The organism is Streptomyces paromomycinus (genome assembly GCF_003865155.1).
Taxonomy (GTDB): domain Bacteria; phylum Actinomycetota; class Actinomycetes; order Streptomycetales; family Streptomycetaceae; genus Streptomyces; species Streptomyces chrestomyceticus.
This window is the reverse complement of the sequence record NZ_BHZD01000001.1, coordinates 5,123,158-5,146,743: the sequence shown is the minus strand read 5'-3', so window position 1 is coordinate 5,146,743 and position 23,586 is coordinate 5,123,158. Positions and strand designations below refer to the sequence as shown.

Annotated in this window: 21 protein-coding genes; 5 read left to right on the top strand and 16 right to left on the bottom strand. The window is 70.2% G+C overall.

Annotated elements, in window-relative coordinates:
* Positions 1 to 35: 35 nt before the first annotated feature.
* The 5 genes from OEIGOIKO_RS21805 to OEIGOIKO_RS21785 all read right to left on the bottom strand — a co-directional run bounded on the left by OEIGOIKO_RS21805 (position 36) and on the right by OEIGOIKO_RS21785 (position 7,411).
* The gene (locus OEIGOIKO_RS21805) at positions 36 to 1,259 is read right to left on the bottom strand and encodes a restriction endonuclease subunit S (RefSeq protein ID WP_125055458.1); all 1,224 of its coding nucleotides are present in this window, start codon (positions 1,257 to 1,259) and stop codon (positions 36 to 38) included.
* Positions 1,249 to 3,936, bottom strand: a complete 2,688-nt coding sequence (locus OEIGOIKO_RS43560; RefSeq protein WP_125055457.1) for a type I restriction-modification system subunit M — start codon at positions 3,934 to 3,936, stop codon at positions 1,249 to 1,251. The genes OEIGOIKO_RS21805 and OEIGOIKO_RS43560 overlap by 11 nt, the downstream gene beginning before the upstream one ends.
* Before the next feature lie 77 nt (positions 3,937 to 4,013).
* A complete protein-coding gene (locus OEIGOIKO_RS21795; RefSeq protein ID WP_170251793.1) occupies positions 4,014 to 4,673 on the bottom strand; it encodes an RloB family protein in 660 nt (219 codons plus the stop codon).
* A gap of 74 nt (positions 4,674 to 4,747) precedes the next feature.
* Entirely contained in the window at positions 4,748 to 6,016 is a 1,269-nt protein-coding gene (locus tag OEIGOIKO_RS21790; RefSeq protein ID WP_125055455.1) for an AAA family ATPase, read from the bottom strand.
* A gap of 108 nt (positions 6,017 to 6,124) precedes the next feature.
* Positions 6,125 to 7,411 carry an adenylosuccinate synthase gene (locus tag OEIGOIKO_RS21785; RefSeq protein ID WP_125055454.1) on the bottom strand — a complete coding sequence of 429 codons (1,287 nt, stop codon included), beginning with the start codon at positions 7,409 to 7,411 and terminating at the stop codon, positions 6,125 to 6,127.
* 229 nt (positions 7,412 to 7,640) lie between these two features.
* On the opposite strand from OEIGOIKO_RS21785, the gene OEIGOIKO_RS21780 reads away from it, so the two are divergent.
* A complete protein-coding gene (locus OEIGOIKO_RS21780) occupies positions 7,641 to 8,645 on the top strand; it encodes a diacylglycerol kinase family protein (protein ID WP_125058851.1) in 1,005 nt (334 codons plus the stop codon).
* A 71-nt stretch (positions 8,646 to 8,716) separates the two neighbouring features.
* Here the strand turns inward: OEIGOIKO_RS21780 and OEIGOIKO_RS21775 are convergent, their stop codons facing one another.
* Complete coding sequence (locus tag OEIGOIKO_RS21775) at positions 8,717 to 9,241, bottom strand: GbsR/MarR family transcriptional regulator (protein ID WP_125055453.1); 525 nt, start codon at positions 9,239 to 9,241, stop codon at positions 8,717 to 8,719.
* Positions 9,242 to 9,346: 105 nt separating this feature from the next.
* Here OEIGOIKO_RS21775 and OEIGOIKO_RS21770 point away from each other — a divergent pair, with 105 nt between their 5' ends.
* The 4 genes from OEIGOIKO_RS21770 to OEIGOIKO_RS21755 all read left to right on the top strand — a co-directional run bounded on the left by OEIGOIKO_RS21770 (position 9,347) and on the right by OEIGOIKO_RS21755 (position 13,398).
* Positions 9,347 to 10,303 carry an ABC transporter ATP-binding protein gene (locus OEIGOIKO_RS21770; RefSeq protein WP_125055452.1) on the top strand — a complete coding sequence of 319 codons (957 nt, stop codon included), beginning with the start codon at positions 9,347 to 9,349 and terminating at the stop codon, positions 10,301 to 10,303.
* A complete protein-coding gene (locus OEIGOIKO_RS21765) occupies positions 10,300 to 11,940 on the top strand; it encodes an ABC transporter permease (RefSeq protein WP_125055451.1) in 1,641 nt (546 codons plus the stop codon). Before OEIGOIKO_RS21770 ends, OEIGOIKO_RS21765 begins: the two co-directional genes overlap by 4 nt.
* A gap of 454 nt (positions 11,941 to 12,394) precedes the next feature.
* The gene (locus OEIGOIKO_RS21760; protein WP_125055450.1) at positions 12,395 to 13,060 is read left to right on the top strand and encodes a DUF6082 family protein; all 666 of its coding nucleotides are present in this window, start codon (positions 12,395 to 12,397) and stop codon (positions 13,058 to 13,060) included.
* A gap of 92 nt (positions 13,061 to 13,152) precedes the next feature.
* The gene (locus OEIGOIKO_RS21755) at positions 13,153 to 13,398 is read left to right on the top strand and encodes a hypothetical protein (RefSeq protein ID WP_125055449.1); all 246 of its coding nucleotides are present in this window, start codon (positions 13,153 to 13,155) and stop codon (positions 13,396 to 13,398) included.
* A gap of 24 nt (positions 13,399 to 13,422) precedes the next feature.
* Here the strand turns inward: OEIGOIKO_RS21755 and OEIGOIKO_RS21750 are convergent, their stop codons facing one another.
* The 10 genes from OEIGOIKO_RS21750 to OEIGOIKO_RS21705 form a co-directional block, all read right to left on the bottom strand.
* Entirely contained in the window at positions 13,423 to 14,067 is a 645-nt protein-coding gene (locus OEIGOIKO_RS21750; protein WP_030023214.1) for a response regulator, read from the bottom strand.
* A gap of 8 nt (positions 14,068 to 14,075) precedes the next feature.
* Positions 14,076 to 15,434 carry a sensor histidine kinase gene (locus OEIGOIKO_RS21745; protein WP_125055448.1) on the bottom strand — a complete coding sequence of 453 codons (1,359 nt, stop codon included), beginning with the start codon at positions 15,432 to 15,434 and terminating at the stop codon, positions 14,076 to 14,078.
* 67 nt (positions 15,435 to 15,501) lie between these two features.
* Complete coding sequence (locus OEIGOIKO_RS21740) at positions 15,502 to 16,302, bottom strand: alpha/beta hydrolase family protein (protein WP_125055447.1); 801 nt, start codon at positions 16,300 to 16,302, stop codon at positions 15,502 to 15,504.
* Positions 16,299 to 17,483, bottom strand: a complete 1,185-nt coding sequence (gene kynU, locus OEIGOIKO_RS21735; RefSeq protein WP_125055446.1) for a kynureninase — start codon at positions 17,481 to 17,483, stop codon at positions 16,299 to 16,301. The genes OEIGOIKO_RS21740 and kynU overlap by 4 nt, the downstream gene beginning before the upstream one ends.
* A complete protein-coding gene (locus OEIGOIKO_RS21730; protein ID WP_125055445.1) occupies positions 17,476 to 18,336 on the bottom strand; it encodes a tryptophan 2,3-dioxygenase family protein in 861 nt (286 codons plus the stop codon). The genes kynU and OEIGOIKO_RS21730 overlap by 8 nt, the downstream gene beginning before the upstream one ends.
* A gap of 225 nt (positions 18,337 to 18,561) precedes the next feature.
* Entirely contained in the window at positions 18,562 to 18,975 is a 414-nt protein-coding gene (locus tag OEIGOIKO_RS21725; protein WP_030023205.1) for a DUF3151 domain-containing protein, read from the bottom strand.
* A 1,092-nt stretch (positions 18,976 to 20,067) separates the two neighbouring features.
* Positions 20,068 to 21,090, bottom strand: a complete 1,023-nt coding sequence (gene fbaA, locus OEIGOIKO_RS21720; protein WP_030025011.1) for a class II fructose-bisphosphate aldolase — start codon at positions 21,088 to 21,090, stop codon at positions 20,068 to 20,070.
* 204 nt (positions 21,091 to 21,294) lie between these two features.
* Complete coding sequence (gene pyrE / locus OEIGOIKO_RS21715; RefSeq protein ID WP_125055444.1) at positions 21,295 to 21,837, bottom strand: orotate phosphoribosyltransferase; 543 nt, start codon at positions 21,835 to 21,837, stop codon at positions 21,295 to 21,297.
* Between the two features lie 56 nt (positions 21,838 to 21,893).
* Positions 21,894 to 22,733 (bottom strand): aldose epimerase family protein, encoded by an 840-nt coding sequence (locus OEIGOIKO_RS21710; protein WP_125055443.1) that lies wholly within the window; start codon positions 22,731 to 22,733, stop codon positions 21,894 to 21,896.
* Positions 22,734 to 22,792: 59 nt separating this feature from the next.
* Positions 22,793 to 23,557, bottom strand: coding sequence for an SRPBCC domain-containing protein (locus OEIGOIKO_RS21705; protein ID WP_125055442.1), 765 nt, complete (start codon positions 23,555 to 23,557; stop codon positions 22,793 to 22,795).
* Between the last annotated feature and the right edge of the window lie 29 nt (positions 23,558 to 23,586).

The window sequence follows — 23,586 nt, the reverse complement described above, 5'->3', positions numbered from 1 at the left end:
CGAACACGCTGACTCAGCACTACCCGCTATGCCTATTAACGCACCAACCTCTTTCCGTCGAGCAGAGCGTCAGCGAGCCCCCTTTTCATAACCTGTAGCTTACCCAAGCTTTCCCTTTCCGTGGCGATTCGCCGATCACACACTTCCAGGCTGGCTACCAGCTTTTTTTGTTCCCCTAGGTCAGTAGGTAGGTCGATGTACAGCTCACGCAGCCGCGTCGGGTTCACGTTGACCTGCTGAACCGCAACTGTTGCAATCGCGCGGACCCTCTGCCGAATCGCCGGATGCAACAACCACTCTACAAGGTATTGAGGAATGATACGGTTAACATCAGGGTTCAGGCGCACCAGATAAGACGCGAATGTCGCCTCTTCGAGCTCGCCTCGCCAGATTCCTGACCGCCCGACGTGATCGATACTGTTGGTCCTGTTGAAGAGCACGTCTCCCATTCGCAGGAGATGCTTGGAGTGCACCTTCTGCGGACAGTAACGAAGTTCGTTAAGGTGAGGCCGCCCATCCCGCAGGTTATTCATCCGAAGCGTGGCTACACCGCGGCTGTCCTCATCCAAGGCTACGGAAATTCCGTAATCGACTGACGGAACGACCTCCTTCAGAGGCAAGCGCTCCCACCCGTCTGGTGCCTCGCTCGCGGTGATCGCCGCCATGCTGCCTAGCAGGATCCCACGTCGCGACGCTTGCAGCTTGGAGATCGCCGCCTCAGCAGCCCGCTCCGATTCGGCGACCGCATCCAGAATCTCGACGATGCGCCGCTGCTCCTCCAGCGGAATGACGGGGAAAAGCATTTTTGCGAAGCGACTCCCCCCCAGATGAGAGATGCTAGTCTTTTCCGCTACGCGCGCGAACGCACCCATCCGTCGCCACTGCACAAACACAGCCTGCGCATAATCGGACAACACGGCGCTTCCTGGCCTAAATCTAATTAGCGTGTTTTGGAAGCAGAGTGAGGCAGCGCCACCGTCGTAAACGGCGCTTCTGCCGACATTCGCCAGGCTTTCCTGTCCCTCATTGAGGAGAATATCCCCGGGGCGTAGCTCATAGACGCGTTTCTCGGCATCCGTGAACCCCATGGATTTAACGTCACCGTAGTCAATGCGTCCTTCGAAGACATTGGCAACCCGCAGGTAGGGCAACTGACCGCCTGCATCCCGGCTGGCCGGCGAAAGCTGCTTCCCCATCCTCACCTCGCCGGCCTCCCCCACGGGGACCCAGCGGATGCCATCCGCTGCCTCAGCCGACATAACCCAGCTCCTCCAGAAACCCGTTCAACCGCTCCGCCGCAGCCTCGCGCCGTGCTTCGATGTCGCGTAGCGACACGAGGTACTTGCGCTCCCAACCCAAGTACGCGTCGACCAACTCACGGCGTCTACGGATAACGTGGCTCTCCAGCTTTGATGCCAAGTCGTCCCGGAGGATGCCGAGTACGACCTCGCGCGCGCCCGCATCGTCCAGCGCGTCCCGGGCCTCATGCAGCCCAGGCGTCACGGGCATGGCTGCCTGCTTGGCAGAGCCCGATGTCTTCTCCTGCTTCGCGGCCGGAGTAGCAGCAATCACCTCGGATTCCATCCCATCCAGCGGATAAAACGCCTCCTCCAGCGCCTTCACCGCCTTGCCCGCCGCCGTGCGGTCACGCTTCAGCTTTTTCAGGTCGGCCTCGCTGAGCAGCGCGTCCGCCACGGCCGGGTCGAGGGCAGTGTTATCGGAGGGCTCGGTGGACTCGCCGTCGTCCGTCACCCCCTCCGCCGCTGCGGCCCGTGCTGCCTCCGCTTCCTCGGCCGCCTTCACCTTCGTGTCCAGTTCCGCCTTGCGCGCGTCCGCTTCGGCCAAGTCGCTCAGGAACTGGGGGGCAATACGGGCCACGACCTTGTGCGCGTACGCCTCACGGCGTTCCGCGCCCGAACGCTTGCGGGCGCCGCCCGTCCACGGGTTGGGCTCCGGGTTCAGCATGGTCTCGACCGTGTCGACCCACCCATCGACGACGCCCTTGAAGCCGTTGCCGGCCAACGCCTTCAGTTCGTTCCTGGCGTCCTGCCACCATCCCGCGACCGCACCAGCGAGCGCGTACCGGTCCAGCAGGCCCACGCCGAGAAGCAGCTCGCGGAAAGAATTGATCAGATCGGCCCGTAGGCGGGCGAGCTGGGCACGTTTCTCGAACTCCGTGCGGTCGTCCTCGTCGTAGGGTGCCAACGAGGCGATCTGATCCGTTTCCGTCGTCCACCACTTGTCAAACGCCGTCCACAGTTCCTGTTCCCGGCTCTTGGCCAGCTCGGTAAGCCGTTCGGCGTCCGGGCGGCGTTCCTCCGGCAGGAAGTCCACGTAGGCCGGCTCGCTTCCGTTGCCGTCCGACGGGCGTTCCTGGAACAGGTCCGTGACCTGGACGTCGTACGCCTTCAGCAGTTTCTTCTTCTCGTCCGCCTCGATCTCCGCCTTCGGGACGCCGCCCGTCAGGTGTGCCCGTACGTCCTGCGGCTCCGGGGGCGGAGTGTTGTCCACGTAGCGGCGGATGTTGAGGTTGTACTTGTTCTCCCTCAGTTCCGTGCGTTCCACCCATCGGGCGAAACGGGGCACGTCCCCGTTCGCAGTAGGCGCGTGGAAGGTGGATACGATCTTTTCCACGTGCTCCGGCAGCAGTACGTTCTGCGCACGCTCGGCATGGAATTCGCGGTCCGCATTGATGAAGAGCACCTGGTCGCGCCGGTCCGTGTGCTTGCGCCCATGCGCCCGCAAAACCAGGACACAGGCCGGAATCCCCGTGCCGTAGAAGAGGTTGGGCGGCAGGCCGATCACCGCCTCCAGCAAGTCATTCTCGATCAGCTCGGCCCGGATGTCACCCTCCGCGCCGCCACGGAACAGCACACCGTGCGGCATCACGGTGAAAACCGACCCGCCACGGCCCTTGACCATGTGCAGCATGTGCTGGAGGAACATCAGGTCGGCCTTGCCCTTCTCGGACGTCTGGCCGTACGGCATCCGCTCTTCGAGGTCGGACACCTCCGCGGCCTTGTAGTCCATGGAGAAGGGAGGATTACTGAGCACCACGTTGTACGACTTGTCGAGGTGCAGCGGGTTGGTGAGCGTATCGCCGGTGCGCAGGTCGAAGTCGCTGGCGCCGTGGAAAAGCATGTTCATCGTGGCCATGACCCAGGAGCCGTTGTTGGCGTCCTGCCCGGCCAGGGCCAGGTCCTCGGTGTCGCCACCATGTTCCTCGATGTACTCCTTGGCATGGATGAGCATGCCGCCGGAGCCGACGCAGGGGTCGTACACGCTCTGGCCTGCCTGGGGACGCGCCAGCTCAACCATCATCCGTACCACCGCGCGCGGAGTGTAGAACTCCCCGCCCTTGGCGCCCGCCGAGTCGGCGAAGTCCTTCAGCAGGTACTCGTAAGCTGCCCCGATCACATCGGGGAACTCGAAGTCCTCACCGCGTAGGCGAAGGCTGCCGAAGTGACCGATAAGCGCGGAGAGCCGCTTGTCGGCGAGCCGGGCCGCCGATGTGCCAGTACCACCGCCCCCGCCGATCCGGTTGAAGTTCACATGACCGAACAGGCCGCGCAGCCGCTCGTTACCCTTCTGGCCCTCCAGCGCTTCCAGCGCCGGCTGGAGGTACTTCGTCGCCACGTCGTCGACCGCGCCGGCCAGCCGCTCCCAGCGGGCCTCCTGGGGCACATACATGATCCGGCGGGCCGTGTACTTGGCGGGCTCGTCCGCCTCCTCCTCGGCCTCCTCGCGCGTGGCGCCCGACGCCATTTCGGCGGCGATGACCCGGTCGCGGGCGGCCTCGAACTCGTCGTTCGCCCGCTTGAGGAAGAGCAGCACCAGCAGGAAGTCACGGTACTCGGCGGCATCCATGGTGCCGCGCAGGATGTCCGCCGCCGCGAAGAGGTGGCGCTCCAGTTGATCGAGCGTGAGCTTGGCCACGTACGGGCTCCTTGATGATCTTGTGCTTTTGGGCCGAAAGGCGGGTTGCCCGGCCGTGAGGAGTACGTCGGTTCAGCCTAGTAGCCGCTGAGGAGGAGGCCGTCCTCCACGAATCGCCAGACGTCCGTGTATGGGTCCCAGTCGTTGGGGTTGGTCGAGGAGTGACGGCTGTTGATCTGCTGTGCGTACTTCTTGGCATCCAGGTAACGCTGCTTGTCCTTGCTCAGTACCTGGTCGTTCCGTACGTGCTTCGCCTGCTGTCCGGATACGGTCCGTGCCCCACGCCCGTACGTCTCATCGAAACCGGCACGCGACCGCAGGCGGGCGGCGGCATCATCACAGACGCCGCCGAAGGTGCTGGTGTAATTGGTGTAGTGCAGCAGCCGCCACAGCTCGAAGCAGGGGTGCGAGTAGGCAGTCCGGATACCCTCCTTCTCCGCCACTCGCATGGCCTCCGGGATGCTCTTGTGGTCATCGCGGTCGAAGAGCACCCACACCTGCGGCCAATTCCAGGCCTTGTCCCGCTTCAGCCCGGCGGCCTCGGCCTCTCGCTCGGCCTGCCGCAAGGTGCGAACGGCGTCCTTGACCATGCGATACGGCTTGCGTCCATCCCCTTTGGCGCTTGAGTTCATCATGTGGTGATCCACCGTGCGGCCAGCCTCGGCCGGGGTGCCGTTCTTGAGGATGATGTCGATGTACTCGGGCTCCGTCACTTCGCCCTCGGTGAAGATGTACACCTGACGGGCTCTGCTCGCGCGGCCCTTCGCGCCCCTTGTACGGGCGACGTCGTCCCCTCCCTTTGGCCTCGCCATCAGACCCCTTCCGCCTCCATCCGCACCATGTCGTTCGTCCGCAGCAACCGTCGCCCGATCTGCCCCTCCGACACTCTCGGTACCGCCCCAAAGGTGCCCGCGAGATACGAGGCCATCAGGTCCTCTTCGTCCGTGGGCTCCCAGTCCGCGACCGAGAAGAGTTCCGTCACGCCCCGCTCATCCTTCTCGGTGAGCCAAAGCTGCCCCGGTTCCAGCAGCCGCCCGCCGCCCGGTGTGCGCAGGAGGGAGGGATCGTGACCGGTGAAGACCAGCTGGGCGCCCTTCGGGTTCACCCAAGGGGCTTGAAAGAGGCGTACGACCTCGGCCGCGAAGCGCGAGTGCAGACTGGCGTCGAGTTCGTCTATGAGCAGTACCGCGCCGGTGTCGAGAGCAAGGAGCAGCGGGCCGATCAGGGCGAACCAGGAGCGGGTCCCCCAGGACTCAGCGCCCCATTCCATAGCCATTTGCTCACCACCGCTCGAGTGAATCAGCCGTACCAGCGGCCGGCCGGACGACGACTGCTCGACCTCGACTCCACAAATGCCGAGGTCAGCCACCTGAAGCAGTTCCTCCGCCCGCCGCCGGAAGTCCTCGCTCTTCAGCAACTGGATGGCGGTATAGGCCTCGCGCTGGGTGCGCTCGGTCTCGGGTGTGACGTCCCAAAGATTATTCTTGAACCAGTCGAAGATCGGCGTGAGCTGCTCGTGACCATCGTTGGCGGCTCGCGTCAGGAGCAGCGCGTCCGACCGAGTCGTGCGGGCCAGACGGGTGCGGTCGCGAAGGCGGTCGCCGGGAAAGTCGTATTCCTTGTCACGGGTGGCGTCCCGGTCGAACCACACCTGGCGTCGGCCCTTGGGGTAGGCGAAGAGCCATTCCGCCTCGACCCGCCGCTCCCCGAGTTCGAACCCGTACGTCCATCGAACGCCGTCGCCGAGGACGAAGTCCGCTTCGTACAGCGAAGACTCCGAGGCGGCCTTGGGGTCCAGCGCGAACTCATCACGCGGGATGCCGTCGTACGACGTCCAGTCAGCGTAGGAACGCAGGACTGCGTGGCGCATGTTCTTCAGCGCGGCGATGACATTGGACTTGCCGGACGCGTTGGCTCCGAAGACACCGAGGACCGTGTGGACGGGAAGCCGACGGCCGTCGGAGAGCAGCGTCTTGCGGGCCGCAGCCTGCTCCTCTTTGCTCCCCTCGGGTACGACGAACGACAGTTCCTGCACATCACGCAAGGACCGGACGTTCGCCACCCGGAATCTCAGCAGCATCCTGTCTCCTTCATGACGGACAGATTAGTCACACCGTCTTGTCCCCGTCTTCGGATGCGCGAAGGCGGCCAACCCGCTGTTCAGCAGGTTGGCCGCCACGCATCCGTGTCAGTCCAGGAACGAGTTGATCTGAATCGTCTCGTCCCGGCCCGGGCCGACGCCGATCGCGGAGATCGGCGCGCCGGACATCTCCTCCAGCGCCTTGACGTACGCCTGCGCGTTCTTCGGCAGCTCGGCGAAGGTCTTGGCCTTGGTGATGTCCTCCGACCAGCCCGGCAGGGTCTCGTAGATCGGCTTCGCGTGGTGGAAGTCGGTCTGCGAGTAGGGCAGCTCCTCGACGCGCTTGCCGTCGATCTCGTACGCGACGCAGACCGGGATCTGCTCCCAGCCGGTGAGCACGTCCAGCTTGGTGAGGAAGAAGTCGGTCAGGCCGTTGACGCGGGTCGCGTACCGGGCGATGACCGCGTCGAACCAGCCGCAGCGCCGGTCGCGGCCGGTGGTCACACCGCGCTCGCCGCCGATGGTGCGCAGCGCCTCGCCGTCCGCGTCGAACAGCTCGGTCGGGAACGGGCCCGCGCCGACCCGGGTCGTGTAGGCCTTGAGGATGCCGATGACCCGGTTGATCTTCGTGGGGCCGACCCCCGCGCCGGTGCAGGCGCCGCCCGCGGTCGGGTTGGAGGAGGTCACGAACGGGTAGGTCCCGTGGTCCACGTCGAGCAGCGTGCCCTGGCCGCCCTCGAAGAGGACGACCTTGCCGTCGTCGATCGCGTTGTTCAGCAGGAGGGTGGTGTCGGCCACGTAACCCTTGATCTGGTCCGCGTAGCTGAGCATCTCCTCGACGACCTGCTCGGCGACCACCGCGCGGTGGTTGTAGAGCTTGGCCAGCACCTGGTTCTTGAAGTCGAGGGCCGCCTCGACCTTCTGGTGCAGGATCGACTCGTCGAAGAGGTCCTGGACGCGGATACCGGTGCGGTTGATCTTGTCGGCGTAGGTCGGGCCGATGCCGCGGCCCGTCGTACCGATCTTCCGCTTGCCGAGGAAACGTTCCGTGACCTTGTCGACCGTGATGTTGTACGGCGTGATCAGGTGCGCGTTACCGCTGATCAGCAGCTTGGACGTGTCGACACCGCGCTCGTTGAGTCCGCTCAGCTCGGAGAGCAGGACCGCAGGGTCGACGACGACACCGTTGCCGATGACCGGGGTGCACCCCGGCGAGAGGATTCCGGAAGGGAGAAGGTGCAGCGCGTATTTCTGGTCGCCTACGACAACCGTGTGACCGGCGTTGTTGCCGCCCTGGTAACGCACCACATAGTCGACGGACCCACCGAGCAGATCGGTGGCCTTTCCCTTGCCCTCATCACCCCACTGAGCACCGAGCAGCACAAGTGCGGGCACAGGCGTACACCCCTTCCGGGCGGGGCATGTCCAACGTGCGCGAGGCCGTATGCGTGCAGGTGTACGCGTACGACATCGCTGAAGCCGTCGAACCGGTGCCCCGGAATAGACGAAGCCCCTGGCGCAATAGCGCAAGGGGCTCTTGCACCGAGATGCTACCTGAGGAAGGACCGAGGTGTCGGCGCAGCCTTCTGGGCACTCTCTCCCGGACGGGGTCCGGGGGCACCCCCTGCTCGTGGTCATCGACCCGGCCGCCCGCAGTACGGACGGGGAATCCGTACGGATCGCCAAGGACGTCCTGTGCGCGGGCGCGGCCGCGAAAATCTGCTTTCCCGACGGCCCCGAGGAGTACGCGCGGGCGCTCGCCCGCCGTGGCCATCGCCGTCCCGTGGTGATCGGCGACGACCGTGCGCTGCTGCGCGCCGTGGCGCTGCTGCACAAGGAACGCGATCTGGCGGGAGTGGCGCTGGCGGTGGTGCCGGTGGGCGCGCCGGGCGCGGTGGCGCTGTCCCGCGCGCTGGGCGTGCCGACGGACACCGTCGCCGCCGCCCGCGCGGTCCTGGACGGTACGGAACACAGCCTGCACCTGCTCACGGACGACAGCGACGGCATCGTGCTGGGCGGCCTGGACATCCCGTCCGGTACGGAGCCGGAGCCGTCCGGCAGGCACAGCCGCCGGCACCGCTGGAAGGGACTCTGCGGGCGGCCGGGGCAGCGCCTGCCGGGCCGGCGCGACGGTACGGAAACGGTCCCGCTGCCGGGCCCCCGCGCGGCGGCGTGGTGGGAGCGGCTCGTCCGCACGGCCCGTACGGCCGCCCGTACGGCGCTGTCGCGGCCGTCCGCGCCGCCCGGTCCGCCGGAACCGCCCGGCACCTCGGTGCCGCCCGGTCTCCCGGGCCTGCCGGAGCCCTCGGCCCCGGCAGGCAGCCGGCGTTCCGGTACGGCGGGCCACCGGCTGCGGGTCGAGGCGGACGGCGTGGTGCTGGCCGACCTGGACCGGCCGGTGCGGTGGGTCTCGGTGACGCCGGGCGACGGTGACGACGGCACCGGGCTGGCCGAGGTGGTGGTGCACTGGCAGGAGGCCGGGCCGCCGGTACGGGCCCGCGCGCGGGCGGTGACCGTGTCGGGCGCGGACTTCCGCTACCGGGCGGACGTGGTCGTCGGCGGCCCGGTCCGGACCCGTACGTGGACGGTGCATCCGGACGCGTGGCGGCTGACGCTGCCGCACGAATGACGTTGCCGGACGGCTGACGTTGCCGGACGGCTGACGCGGCGCCGTCGCGCGAGCGGCCCCGGGCTACCGCTTCAGCTTCCGCTTCCGCCGCGCAGTTCCTTGTCCCGGTACTCGCGCCAGCGCTCCAGCATCCTGGTCAGCTCGCTCTGCATGAACTCGAAGAAGGCCACGGTCTCGGCGACCCTGGCACCGGCCGGGGTGTCCGGTCCGAGCGACTTCGTGCCCTCCCGCAGGACGTCTTCCCAGCGCGTCAGCACGTTGTCGCGGTTGCCGAGCGTCTCGTACCAGAGTTCGTTCAGGAGCCGGTAGCGGTCCCGCCGGGTGCCCGGCTCGCGCTCCCGGCGGACCATGCTGACCTGCACCAGGTAGCGGATCGCGCCGGAGACGGCGGCGGGGCTGATCTGCAGCCGCTCGGACAGTTCGGCGGAGGTGAGGGCGCCGGAGTCGGAGGCGAGCAGCGCCGCGAAGACCCGGGAGGCCATCCGCTGCATGCCCGCCTCGGTCAGTTCCGAGGCGAAGCGCTCCACGAACCGGGCGACCGCCTCCTCGTCGCGCCCGGTGTCCCCGCCCTGCTGCTGCGCTGCCTGCTCACTCACCCTCTGATCCTCTCGTGTGCTCCCCCGGGCCGATGCTCCGCCGACTCCAACTTTATATACTTTTCTAACTTCACAAATTTGTGAACGAAGCGTACGTTCAAAAGCATGACGAAGGCAATCTCGGTGTCCGGCCTCCGCAAGGCCTTCGGCCGGACCCACGCGTTGGACGGCCTCGACCTCGGCGTCGAGACCGGTGAGGTGCACGGCTTCCTCGGCCCGAACGGGGCGGGCAAGTCCACCACCATCCGCGTCCTGCTCGGACTGCTGCGCGCCGACGGGGGTGGCGCGCAGCTGCTGGGCAAGGACCCGTGGCGCGACGCCGTCGCCCTGCACCGCCGCATCGCGTACGTCCCCGGCGACGTCACGCTCTGGCGCAACCTCTCCGGCGGCGAGGTCATCGACCTCTACGGGCGGCTGCGCGGCGGCCTCGATCCGGCCCGCCGGAACAGCCTCCTGGAGCGCTTCGAGCTGGATCCCACCAAGAAGGGCCGCACGTACTCCAAGGGCAACCGCCAGAAGGTCGCCCTGGTCGCCGCGTTCGCCTCCGACGTGGACCTGCTCATCCTGGACGAGCCGACCTCCGGGCTGGACCCGCTGATGGAGGAGGTCTTCCAGGCCTGCGTCGAGGAGGAACGCGACCGCGGCCGTACGGTGCTGCTCTCCAGCCACGTCCTGTCCGAGGTCGAGGCGCTGTGCGACCGCGTCAGCATCATCCGCAAGGGCCGTACCGTCGAGTCCGGCTCCCTCGCCGACCTGCGCCACCTGACCCGGACGAGCGTCACCGCCGAACTGGCCGGCGCCCCGGACGGGCTCTCCGGCCTCCCCGGTGTGCACGACCTCGACATCCAGGGCCACCGGGTCCGGCTCCAGGTGGACACCGACAAGCTGGACGCGGTGCTGCGCGCGCTCAGCGCGTCCGGTGTGCGCAGCCTGACCAGCACGCCGCCCACGCTGGAGGAGCTGTTCCTGCGCCACTACCAGGACGGCACGGACACCGCTGCCCAGGGCACGGCCACCGCCCTCGCTTCCGCTTCCGCTTCCGAGAAGGCGACGCTGCGATGACCGCCGTGACGCTCCCCGCCGCCGCCCGTACCGGCGGCTCCCGCGACCTGACCGGCACCGGCACCCTGCTGCGCCTGGCACTGCGCCGCGACCGGCTGATGATCCCGGCCTGGGTGGTGCTCCTCGGACTGACCGTCGTCAGCATGGGCAGCACCCTCGGCACGCTCTACGACACACCCGCCAAGCGCGCGGAAGTGGCGGCTTCGATGACCGGCAACGGCTCGCTGCGTGCCGTCTACGGGCCGGTGTTCAGCGACTCCCTGGGCGGCCTGACCGCCTGGCGCATCGGCGGGATCGCCGCCCTGCTGGCCGGCGTGATGAGCCTGCTGATCGTCGTACGACACACCCGCGAGGAGGAGGAGACCGGCCGCCAGGAACTCCTCTCCGCCGCCATGGTCGGCCGGCGCGCCCCGCTCACCGCGGCCCTGCTCGCCGCGCTCGTCGCCGACGCCGCGCTGGCTCTGCTCATCACCGCCGGGCTGGCCGCCTCCGGACGGCCGGCGGGCGGTGCGCTGGCCCTCGGCCTCGCCGTCGGCGGCACCGGGCTGGTCTTCGCCGGGCTGGCGGCGGTCACCGCGCAGCTAACCGAGAGCGCGCGGGCCGCCAAAGGCCTGGCCGGGGCCGTACTGGGGGCGGCGTTCGTGCTGCGGGCCGCGGGCGACGCCGCGTCCGAGGACGCCTCCTCCCCGCTCACCTGGGCCTCCCCCGTCGGCTGGGCCGAGAACCTGCGCGCGTTCGCCGACGAGCGCTGGTGGGTGCTGCTGTTCTTCCTCGCCGGTACGGCCGTCACGGTCGGCGCCGCGTACTCCCTCACCGCCCGCCGCGACCTCGGCATGAGCTTCTTGCCTGCCCGCCCCGGACCGGCCCGCGCGCCCGCCTCCCTGAGCGGCCCCACCGGTCTGGCCTGGCGCCTGCAACGGACCACCCTGTTCGGCTGGTCGGCCGGGTTCCTCCTCGCCGGTGCCGTCTTCGGCGGCATCACCGACGGCGCCTCCGACCTGGTCGGTGACAACGAGCGGACCCGCGAGATCTTCGAGCGGATGGGCGGGCACCAGGGCCTGACGGACGCGTTCGTCTCCGCGCTGACCGGGATGCTCGGCATGGTCGCGGCCCTGTACGCGGCGGGCGCGGTGCTCCGGCTGCGCGGCGAGGAGACCGGCGACCGCGCCGAACCGGTCCTGGCCGGCGCCGTGGGGCGCCTGCGCTGGGCGGCCGGACACCTGGCCGTCGCCTTCCTCGGTACGGCCCTCGTCCTCCTCCTGGGCGGCCTGGGCCTCGGCTTCACGTACGGCCTGACCGTCGGCGACGTCGGCGGGCAGCTCGGCCCCGCGGTGGGCGCCGCGCTGGCCCAGACACCCGCGGTCTGGGTCCTCACCGGCCTCGCGGTGCTGCTCGTCGGCGCTCTGCCCAAGGCGGCCGCCGCCACCTGGGCCGTGGTCGGCGGCTGCCTCGGCATCGGCTGGGTGGGCCCGGCGGTCCAGCTTCCCCAGTGGGCGATGAACCTGTCGCCCTTCAGCCACCTCCCGAAGCTGCCGGGCGGCGAGGCCACCGCGGCGCCCTTCCTGTGGCTGCTCGCCCTGACAGCGGTGTTCGTGGCGGCGGGCCTGACCGCGCTGCGCCGCCGCGACATCGGCTGAGGGCCTGCCCACGGGTGCCGTCCCACAGCGTGCGGCGCCGGAGCCGTAGCGGACTCCGGCGCCGTACTTCCCCGTACGCCGCCGGTGCGTCGTACGGCGGGAGCGATACCCGCCCGGGGGCGTACGCCGGTCCGGCGCCCGCGCTCCCCACCCGCTCCAACTGGTAGAGACCTCCTGCCGCCACCGCTGCTCCACAAGCGTCCCGGAACGACCAGTGGAGCGGGAGTGGGGCATTCCGCGCCGGTGTGCCGCGAACCACGCGGCGGGGCGCGGTTGTCCGCGTTTCCGGGTGGGCACAACTCCCGCGGGCGGCGATGACGGCGCGAATAGGGCCGGCACGCCGCACTGTTACGCCTAGGGGCGGGCGGAGGTGTCCGTGAATCGAATGGGACCACGCAGGGCGCTTTGGGTGATGCGGAATCTGGGGGTCGTCCTGACGGCCGGAGCAGCCTGTGTGCTGTTCAGCCTGATCATGACGATGGTGCCCGGACTGCGCACTCCGGGCAGCGGAAATGCAGGCCAGGCCTATGGCGCCGCGGCTTCTTCCACTGCCGTACTGGTGCTGTTCTACATGGCGAGGACGCTGCGTCTGCAGCGGGACGAGACCTCGCTGCAACGTGAGGAACTGGAACTCCAGCGCGCAGAAATGCGCCTGCAACGGGCCGAACTGGAACTGCAGCGGGACGAGATGCGCCGCTCGGCGGGTGAGCTGCACCGCAGCGCCGAGGCCGACCTGCGGCACCTGCACATGGATCTGCTCAAGATGAGCATCGGCGACCCGGAACTGGCCGAAGTCTGGCCCGCGTTCGCGCCGGAACTGTCGCCGAAGGAGAACCGGCAGTATCTGTACGCCAATTTGATCTACTGTCACAGCATGCTCGTCCACAAGCTGGGGATGGCGAACGACCGCGAGATGCTCGGCCATCTGCGTTACATCACCGATACCCCGGCCTTCCGGGGGTACTGGGAATCCGCGCGCTCCATGCGCGACGAGATGGACCCCGCTTCGCACGAACACCACTTCGCCGTACTCGTCGACGAGGCACTGACCCAGACGAACGCCCAGCCACCCCATGGGCCGAATCTGCGTTTGATCGACGGCCGACACACCGAGCCGTGAAACACCCACAGGTGTAGTAATTCCACCAAAAGCAAAGATCTCCCCGCCGCGGCTCGCGCTGCCGCGCACCACCGGAATACCATTCCGGCCCCATGACCTCCCTCGGAATTTCTCGACGGCTGGGCGCCACCCCTCAGGAGCGCGGCAGCGTCGGCAACGGAAGCTGTCCCGATCTGTTCGAACTGAGCGACGGCCGCTTCGCCGTCATCGGGACCGACATGACGGCCGACCTGGACGGAAAACTGCCCGCCGACGCGAGCCGCGCCGACTACGAGAAAATCGTGGTGATCACCCGCGACACCCTGCTGCGGGCCAAATCCGACATCGCACGGCTGTGATCCGCCGGCCCGGCCCGCCGCTCCTCACCCGCCCGGCGTGACCAGCCGGGCCTCGTACGCGAAGACCGCCGCCTGGGTGCGGTCACGCAGTCCCAGCTTCACCAGAATCCGGCTGACGTGCGTCTTCACCGTCGACTCGGCCACGACCAGATGCTCGGCGATCTCACCGTTGGACAGGCCCTGGGCCACCAGCACCAGGACCTCGGTCTCCCGCTCGGTGAGGTCGCCGACGCGTTCCTGGGTGGGCGCCCGCGGCGTGTCGAGCTTGGAGAACTCCGAGATCAGCCGCTTGGTGACGGCCGGTGCGAGCAGCGCCTCGCCGTTCGCCACGATCCGTACGCCCTCCGCGAGCTGGCCCGCCGAGGCGTCCTTGAGCAGGAAGCCGCTCGCCCCGGCCCGCAGCGCCTGGTAGACGTACTCGTCGAGGTCGAAGGTGGTCAGCACCAGCACCTTGGCGTCCGCGTCGGCGGCGACGATCTCGCGGGTCGCCTCCAGCCCGTTCATCTCCGGCATCCGGATGTCCATCAGCACCACGTCGGGCCGCAGCTCGGCGACCTTGGCCACCGCCTGCCGGCCGTCCACGGCCTCGCCGACGACCTCGATGTCCGGCATCGCGCCCAGCAGCACCGAGAAGCCCTCACGGACCATGACCTGGTCGTCGACGATCATTACCCGGATCACGCCGTCTTCCCCTCCGCCGCGCTCTGCGCCGCCGACACCGGGATGAAGGCCGCGACCTCGAACCCGCCCTCTTCGGTGTGGTCCGCCGTCATCTCCCCGCCCAGCATCTGCACCCGCTCCCGCATTCCCAGTACGCCGTGCCCGGCCCCCGGTGACGGTTTGGCCAGGCGGCTCGCCCTGCCGTTGACGATACGCAGTCCGATCCCGCCGAGCACGTACGAGATCTCCACCCGCGCCTCGGCGCCCGGCGCGTGCCGCAGGGTGTTGCTCAGCGCCTCCTGGACGATGCGGTACGCGGACAGCTCGACGCCCTGCGGCAGCGGCCGCGGCGAGCCGGTGATCACCGTTTCGACCTCCAGCCCCGCGCTGCGCACGCTCGCCAGCAGCGAGTCCAGGCTGGCCAGGGTCGGCTGCGGCGCCTCCGGGTCGGCGTCGGCGAAGGCGTCCGGGTCCTCGGACCGGACGACCCCGAGGATGCGGCGCAGCTCGGTCAGCGCCGCCACCGCGTTCTCCCGGATGGTCGAGAAGGAGGTGGCCAGCTCGGGCGGGGTGTCCTTGACGCGGTACGGGGCGGCCTCGGCCTGGATGGCGATGACCGACATGTGGTGCGCGACCACGTCGTGCAGCTCGCGGGCGATCAGGGCGCGCTCCTCCAGCAGCGTGCGCCGCGAACGCTCCTCGGCGGTGGCGGTCTGCGTCTCGACCACGTGCTGCCGCTCCTCGCGCCAGGCGCGGATCGCGGCGGCGGGTACCAGCACCATCACCGACAGCACCGCGAACGGCGCCACGTCCGAGATCGTCCGGGGCACCAGCAGCACCAGTACGGCCGACGCGGCCATGGTGACCAGCCACATCTCGGCGGCCAGCCGGGGCCGGGTACGGAGCACGACCAGGACCATCACCGCGGTGTGCGTCATGAAGCCGATCTCGTACCCGGAGGACCCGGCCCCGGTGACGATGTAGGCCAGCATCGCGAAGCCGAACGCCCCGCCGGACAGCCAGAACGCGCCGACCGGGCGGAAGAGGGTCAGCGCGATCGGCGCGGCGAGCAGGAAGCTGAAGACCGTCGCCAAGAGGAAGCTCAGCGCGCTGGCGCGGGCCATCACGCTGGTGGTTCCGAGGAACACCATGGCCGCGACGGCCGCGAGCACCACGTGCGGGGCCCAGCGCACATGCCGGCGCAGCCGCTGCGGGACCCACGACCACCCGGACACGCGCGCGTCGTCCAGGGGCAGCATCGGGCGGAAGGTGAAGGCGTCCACGATCAGGTCCTGGCGCAGCCGGTTCAGCGCGCCGCGGACGAGTCGGGCTTCCGAGCGCAGGTCGTCGCGCTGCGAGTGGGTCGTCTGGTTCACGCACACCACGGTAAGCAGAGGGCGGCCTCCGGTCGTCCCCTCCTGAGCGGATCTGGGGCCGTCCTCCTCAAGTACTACGCAGGGTGTCGAGCAGGACGCGGAAGGCGGGGGTGCCGGGAGTGACGGGCGCGTAGTGGCCGGTTCCGGCCAGCTCCCGCAGCCGCGGCGCGGTGCCGCCGGCGGCCTCGGCGGCCCGTACGTAACGGCGGGAGAGCCCGGCGGGCACGTCGGTGTCGGCGGTGCCGTGCAGGATCGTCACGGGAACCGTACCCGGCAGCCTGCGGACCGGGTCCGCCGCGGCCAGCCGGGCCGCCCAGCCGGGCCCGGTGCCCAGGAACTCCGCCACGGCGCCGTCGCTCAGCCCCAGCTCATGGGCGTGCGCGAGGTCGGCGACGGGGGCCACGGCGACGATCCGGCGCGGCGCGTCCGGTCCCGGACGGCGCGGTCGGTCCGGTCGGCCCGGTCGGCCCGGTCGATCCGGTCGCGACGCCGCGAGGAGCAGCGCGAGGTGCCCGCCCGCCGAGTGCCCCACGGCCACTACCGGCCGCTCCAGCGCGGCCGTCGCGGCCACCACGTCCTCGTATGTGTGCGGCCAGCCGCCGCCCGCGCCCGAGCGGCGGTATTCGGCCAGCGCGACCGGCAGCCCGTGCCGGGCCAGCTCCGCGGCGAGCGGCGACAGATGCGTACGGTCGTACGCCGCGCGCCAGAAACCGCCGTGCAACAGCAGCACCACCGGCCCCGTGTTGTGCTGCCCGTACAGGTCGATCACCTGGTCCGGGTGCGGCCCGTACGCCAGCGTCGCGTCGGGCGCCACGGGCGCGAGGCCGAGCAGGGCCGCCTCCTCGGCCGCGGCGCCCGGACCGCTCACCCCACGACCTCGCCCAGCACCCGCGCGGCCCGCGCCACGTCCGCGAAGGACGTGTAGAGCGGCGTGAAGCCGAAGCGCAGCACGTCGGGGTGGCGGAAGTCGCCGACCACCCCGCGCCGGATCAGCTCCGTCATCACCGTGCCCGCGTCCGCGCAGGCCAGCGCGATCTGGCTGCCCCGCTGCGGGTGCTCGCGCGGGGTGACACAGCGCACCCGCCCCTCGGGGACGTACGCGTCCACGCACTCCAGGAAGAAGTCGCCGAGCGCGAGGCTCTTGGCCCGTACGGCCTCGACGGACACGCCGTCCCAGACGTCCAGGGCCGCCTCCAGGGCGAGCATGGACAGGATGTCCGGCGTGCCGACGCGGCCGCGGATGATGCCGTCGGCCGGGGCGTACGCGGGGTCCATGCCGAAGGGCACGGCGTGCGAGTTCCAGCCGGGCAGCGGCGAGTCGAAGCGTGCCTGGAGCTCCTCGCGCACATACAGGTACGCGGGCGCGCCCGGGCCGCCGTTGAGGTACTTGTACGTGCAGCCCACCGCGAGGTCGACGCCGTGGGCGTCCAGCCGGACCGGCAGCGCGCCCGCGCTGTGGCACAGGTCCCAGACCGCCAGGGCCCCGGCGTCGTGCAGGGCGGCGGTGACGGCGGGCAGGTCGTTGAGCCGTCCGGTGCGGTAGTCGACGTGGTTGACCAGCGCGAGCGCGGTCCGGGGCCCGGCCTCGACGGGAATCCGCGCGGCCGGCAGGGCCCGCAGGGTGCAGCCCGTCATGCGCGCCGCGGACTCCGCGATGTAGCCGTCGGTCGGGAAGGACGCCTCGTCGGCGAGGATCTCGTCCCGGCCCGCGCCCGCCATCCGTACGGCGCCGACCACCGCCTTGAACACGTTGACGCTGGTCGAGTCGCCCGCCACGACCTGTCCCGGCGCGGCGCCGAGCAGCGGGGCGATCCGGTCGCCGACGCGTTCCGGCGCGGTCCACCAGCCCGACTCCTCCCAGGAGCGGATGCGCAGCTCGCCCCACTCCCGGGTGATCACGTCGGCGACGCGGGCGGGTACGTGGCCGGGCAGCGCGCCCAGCGAGTTCCCGTCCAGGTACACGGTGTCGTCCAGGACGAACTTCTCGCGTACGGGGCGGAGTTCGTCCTTCTCGTCCAGCGCCGCGGCGCGCTCCGCCGGGTCAGACATGGCTGCGCGCCGTCCACAGCTCCGGAAAAACGTTCTTGCTGGCCCGCTTCTCCAGCCACGCCACGCCCGCCGAACCGCCGGTCCCCATCTTGGCTCCCATCGCCCGCCGCGTCGCCACCAAATGATCGTTCCGCCAGCGCCACACCAGCTCCGCGACGTCCGTCAGCGCCTCACCCAGCCGCACCAGCTCACCGTCGCGCGGCCCCGCGTACACCTCGGCCCACACCGCCTCGACGCGGGCGTCCGGCTCGTACCGCGCCGTCACCTCACGGTCCAGCACCTCACGGGGTATCCCGTACCCCCGGCGCGCCAGCAGCCGCAGCACCTCGTCCCACAGGCTCGGCTCCTGCAACGCCTTCTCCAGCTCGGCGTACTCGCGCGGCGCGCCCCGGTGCGGCACCAGCATCGACGCCGACTTCTCCCCCAGCAGGAACTCCATCCGCCGGTACATCGCGGACTGGAACCCCGAGCCCTCCCCCAGCGCCCCCCGGAACGCGTTGAACTGTGCGGGCGTCAGCCGCGCCAACGGCTTCCACGCGGCGTTCAGCGCCTCCAACTGGTGCGTCGAACGCTCCAGCGCCTCCATCGCCACCGGCAGGTCGTCCCGGCGCAACGCCTGGGCCGCGGTGTGCCACTCGTGCACCACGACCGTGAACCACAGCTCCATCACCTGGGTCGTCACCAGGAAGGCCATCTCGCCCGGATCGTCGGACAGCGGATGCTGGAGGTGGGTGAGCACGTCCGCGTGGACGTAATCCTCGTACGGCGTCGTCCCCGTACTGCCGATGCTCAGATCGGGCCGCCGGACCTCGTCGGTCTCCGGCTGACGCTGCGGGGCGGACTGCTGCGACATGAGGAACTCCTCGATGCTGCTGGCTTCCGGGTAGCGGTCCGCTCCTTCCCGTCGGCAAACGGAGCCCCGGTCCCCTCAGGCACGGAATCTTCCGGCCCACTGGCATCATCCGTGCTCCACGGAGGGCGCGCAAGAGGCCGCCCACGGCGTACGAAAGGCCGGCCGCGCGTGCGCGGCCGGCCCCGGTTCCGCCCCGGCGGTCAGCCGGAAGCGCAGCTCAGCGCTCTACGAAAGGGTGTCGGCCGCCGTCGGCGACGAATCCCGCAGGAAGGTGGAGCACCGCTCGTACTCCTCCTGCTCGCCGATGGCCTGCGCGGCACGGGCGAGCGCGTGCAGGGCACGCAGGAAGCCCCGGTTGGGCTCGTGCTCGAACGGCACCGGACCGTGCCCCTTCCAGCCGGCCCGGCGCAACGCGTCCAGGCCGCGGTGGTAACCCGTACGGGCGTACGCGTACGACTCGACCGTACGGCCCGCCTGGAACGCGTCATCGGCAAGCTGCGCCCAGGCCAGCGAGGAGGTCGGATACTTCGCCGCGACGTCCGTCGGCGCGGCACCCGAGGCGAGGAGCTCGCGGGGCTCGGGGTCGTCGGGGAGTTCGGTGGGGGGCGGGCCCCCGAGGAGGTTCTGATGAATGGCCATGCTCCCATCTTCCCGGAGGGGCCAGTCGATTACGTACCTCAGGGGGCTGGGCCTTGTGTGGCGGTTCACCCCGGTGTCGGGGGGACGTTTCGCGCTGCGCGCGGGGGTTTGTGCCGACGTTCGGCTCGCGTTGCTTTCGTGGTGGGGCGGGGGCGCGCAGGGGGCCAACTCCTCGGCATCCTTTAGTTGAAGTGAATTGATACGTGGGCCGGCGTGCGGACTGCCTGCGGGGATGGCCCCCTACACGCCCCCTCCGGCCGGTTCGGCGAGCCGAGGTCGGTGGGGGGAGTTTTCGATGACGCCCGGGTCCGCCTCTCCTGGTGGTGAGGCTCACGGGGTGGTGGCGGCACGGCAGGCCACTTCCCGGCGGTGGAACGCGCGCCCCGGGCCAGCCCACCCCGACGCGGCTCCGCCGCGCCACCCGGGCGCTGACGCGCCGAACCACACCCGGCCACGCCGGCACCCGGACGCTCGCGCACTCGGACGCTGACGCGCCGGACGACGCGCGGCCACTCGGGCACTCGCGCACCCGGGCACTCGGGCGCCGAGGCCACCGGGGTGCCGGGGCACACCAGGACGCGCCCGGCTTGTGAAAGTCCCCAGCCCGATCGCTCGGAAAGCCGCCATCCGGCCAGGGCTCGGGGTCGCGCAGGGGTCTCCCCGCAGGCAGTCCGCACGCTGACCCACGTATCCAAATCACTTCAACTAAAGGATGCCGAGGAGTGACCCCGGAGTGACCCCGAGCCCCCACCCACCGGCCCCACCGCGCACCACGCGCACCCCACCGGGCCGGGTTTCGCTTGGGCTTGTAAAAAGCTCAGCCCGATCGCACGGAAAGCCGCCCGACGGCCAGGGCTCGGGGTCGCGCAGGGGTCTCCCCGCAGGCAGTCCGCACGCTGACCCACGTATCCGATGCACCGCAGCTAAAGGATGCCGTGGGGGTACCCCCGGCCGAAGGCTGGGGGAGAGTGACCCCGGAGTGACCCCGAGCCCCCCACCCACCGGACCATCGCGCACCACGCACACCCACGCCCAGGCGCACGAAGGCCCCGGCCGCCGTAGGGGCGGGCCGGGGCCGGGGAACCCGGAGGGTTACTTGATCTTGGTGCCGGTGGAGCGGAGGTTGGCGCAGGCCTCGGTGATGCGCTTGGCCATGCCGGCCTCGGCGAGCTTGCCCCAGCTGCGCGGGTCGTAGGTCTTCTTGTTGCCGACGTCGCCGTCGACCTTGAGGACGCCGTCGTAGTTGCGGAACATGTGGTCCGCGATCGGACGCGTGAACGCGTACTGCGTGTCCGTGTCCAGGTTCATCTTCACGACGCCGTTCTCCAGCGCCGTGGCGATCTCCTCGGCCGTGGAGCCGGAGCCGCCGTGGAAGACGAAGTCGAAGGGGGACTGCTTGCCGTACTTGGCGCCCACGCCCTCCTGGAGGTCCTTGAGGAGCTCGGGGCGGAGCACGACGTTGCCCGGCTTGTAGACGCCGTGCACGTTGCCGAACGAGGCGGCGAGCAGGTAGCGGCCCTTCTCGCCCAGGCCCAGCGCCTCAGCGGTCCGCAGCGCGTCGTCGACGGTGGTGTACAGCTCGTCGTTGATCTCGTGGGTGACGCCGTCCTCCTCGCCACCGGTCGGGGTGATCTCGACCTCAAGGATGATCTTCGCGGCGGCGGCCTGGGCCAGCAGCTCCTGGGCCACGGACAGGTTGTCGGCCAGGGTCTCGGCGGAGCCGTCCCACATGTGGGACTGGAACAGCGGGTTCTGGCCCTTGGCCACCCGCTGCTCGGAGACGGCCAGCAGCGGACGGACGTAGCCGTCCAGCTTGTCCTTGGGGCAGTGGTCGGTGTGGAGCGCGACGTTGATGTCGTACTTCTCCGCGACGATGTGCGCGAACTCCGCCAGCGCGACCGCGCCGGTCACCATGTCCTTGTTGTGCTGGCCGCCCAGGAACTCCGCACCACCGGTGGAAATCTGGACGATGCCGTCGCTCTCGGCCTCGGCGAAACCACGCAGCGCTGCGTGCAGAGTCTGCGTCGAGGTCACGTTGATGGCCGGGTAGGCGAACTTGCCTGCCTTCGCCCGGTCCAGCATCTCGTTGTAGACCTCGGGAGTTGCGATGGGCATCTGTCCGCTCCTTGTGATGTGCGGGTGTGCGTTCTTGGCCCTGACCAGGGGGCGACGACATCGCCGTAGCTCATCTTCCCAGACTCGGCGGTTTGCTCCACATCCCGTACACGCCACCGGCACGCAAAGGGGTGGCCGGTTTCACGTGAAACCCACCACCCGTTTGCGATAAGTGCTGGTCAGCGCGGAGACGCCAGGGAGGGCTCAGGCGAGGCCGAGGTCTCCCAGCCGGTAGCCGGTGATGTACGGCAGGCCCGCGTCGGCGATGGCCGACTCCGCCCCGCGGTCCACGATCGTGGCGACCGCGACCACCTCCGCGCCCGCCTCGCGCGCCGCCTCGACGGCGGTCAGCGGCGAGCCGCCGGTGGTGGAGGTGTCCTCGACGACCAGGACCCGGCGGCCCTTGATGTCCGGGCCCTCGATCCGCCGCTGCATCCCGTGCGTCTTCTGCGCCTTGCGGACGACGAACGCGTCCAGCCGGCGGCCGCGCGCCGCGGCCGCGTGCAGCATCGAGGCCGCGACCGGGTCGGCGCCGAGGGTGAGCCCGCCGACCGCGTCGTAGTCCAGGTCGGCGGTGATGTCCAGCATCAGCTGCCCGACGAGGGGCGCGGCCGCTCCGTCGAGGGTGATCCGGCGCAGGTCGATGTAGTAATCGGCCTCCTTGCCGGAGGAGAGCGTCACCTTGCCGTGCACCACGGCCTTGTCCTTGATCTGCTGCAGCAGATCGCCGCGTACGTCGTCAGTCATGCGCACGAGCTTAGAGCGTGTGCCGGGGCCCGGCCGGACGCCGGTCGGCGGGTGGGTCAGGTCAGGGTGCGCCAGGTCCAGGTGGTCGAGATCTCCAGCGGGTCGATGGGGGTGACCAGGCGCGGCAGCGTGTTGAGGCCGTTGGGCGGGCCGGACTGCGGCTCCACGCAGACCGCCGTTTCTTGTTCGTCGTAGACCACGACCCACTCGGCACCGCTGGTGATCTTCAGTTCCAGCCGGTCCGGCCAGGTGAGGGTGACGTGCACGCCGTCCGGCATGCCGAAGCAGTCGTCCCAGGGGCCGGGCCGCGGGTCGATGCGCCGTCCGGTGGGCAGATGGTCGTCGCCCCGCTCCTCCTGCCACGCGGCGGTGAAGTCGATCTGCACGTCCTCGCCGCCCCCGTCCAGGCGGCGCAGGAACCACGGGTGCCAGCCGGCCTGGGCGGGGAAGGAGTCGCCGCTCGCCTCGACGCCCATGGTCAGGGTGAGGGAGCTGCCGTCCTCGGCCAGCTCGACGAGCTGGGTGACCCGGCCCGGGTACGGCCAGGGGGCGGCGTCCGGGGCCAGCAGTTCGTAGGTGAACGCGGCGCTGGTGGCGTTCGCGCGGGCCGTCTTCCAGGCGACGTTGCGGCCGGTGCCGTGGATCGCGTGCGGCGGGGAGTTGACCGGCATCTGGTGCACTTCGCCGCCGTTGCGGAAGCGCCCGTTCTCGATCCGGCCGCACCACGGCACCATCGGGAAGGAGCCGTACTTGGTGCCCTGCCGCAGCAGTTCCGTACCGCCGATGCGCAGGCTCGCGAGCCGGCAGCCGTTGGCCGGGTCCACGGTCAGTTCGGTGTCGCCGGCGGCCAGCCGTACCTGTCCCTGCGCGCTGTTTCGCGTGTCGTTGTCGCTCACGGTCCGACCCTAACGGGGACATCGGGAGCCGACGCGGTGCGGCGGGCGCGCGCCGCTGCTCAGCGGCGGCGGCGCAGTACCCGGCCCACCACGACGGCCGACGCGAGGGCGAGGGCCGCGGCCGGTGCCGCCCAGCGCAGGGTGGCGGAGGTGGTCGCCGACTGGGGGGCGGGGACCGGCGCGTACCGGCCGCGCGGCGGTGCGTGGTCGACCTCCTCGGCGCTGCGCCCGATCATCGTGCGCCGTGCGTGCGCGGCCTCGGCGGGCGGTGTGCCGTCCTGGTCGTCGGCGTCGGTGAGCGGGTCGAGGGACGGCGGCGGGACCTCGGTGTCGAAGAGGGCCGCGGTGGCGGGCGCGCCGCTGTCCTGGGTGTCCGGCGGGGTGTCGGTGAGGTCCGCCGCGAGGTTGGCGGCGAAGCGGTCCAGGACCCGGCGGCCGGCGGACTCGGCCGCCTGCTCGGTGGCTTCGGCGAGGCGGCCCGTGCTGGTGACCGTACCGGCGCAGCTCAGGACCGTGGTGGCGGAGTCGTCGGGCCCGGCGGCGAGCCGCACGGTGAGGGACAGCTCGGCGGAGCCGTCGCCCCGCGACTCCATGCCGCTCGCCTCGACCAGGACGGTGTCGGCGCCGCGCACGGTGACGGTGAGGGTGCCGCGGTAGGTGATGGTGGAACTCCCGATGCGCAGCCGCAGCCGCCCACCGGGGGTGCCGGGGTCCGCGTCGGCGTCGAGTTGGCACCCGGGAATGCAGCGCGCCACGCGCTCCGGCTCGGCCAGCGCCTGCCGCACGGTCTCGACGGGAAACGGAACGTACACCTCGTGCTCCATGGCATGGGAGCCTACCCAGCCCTCCCGGC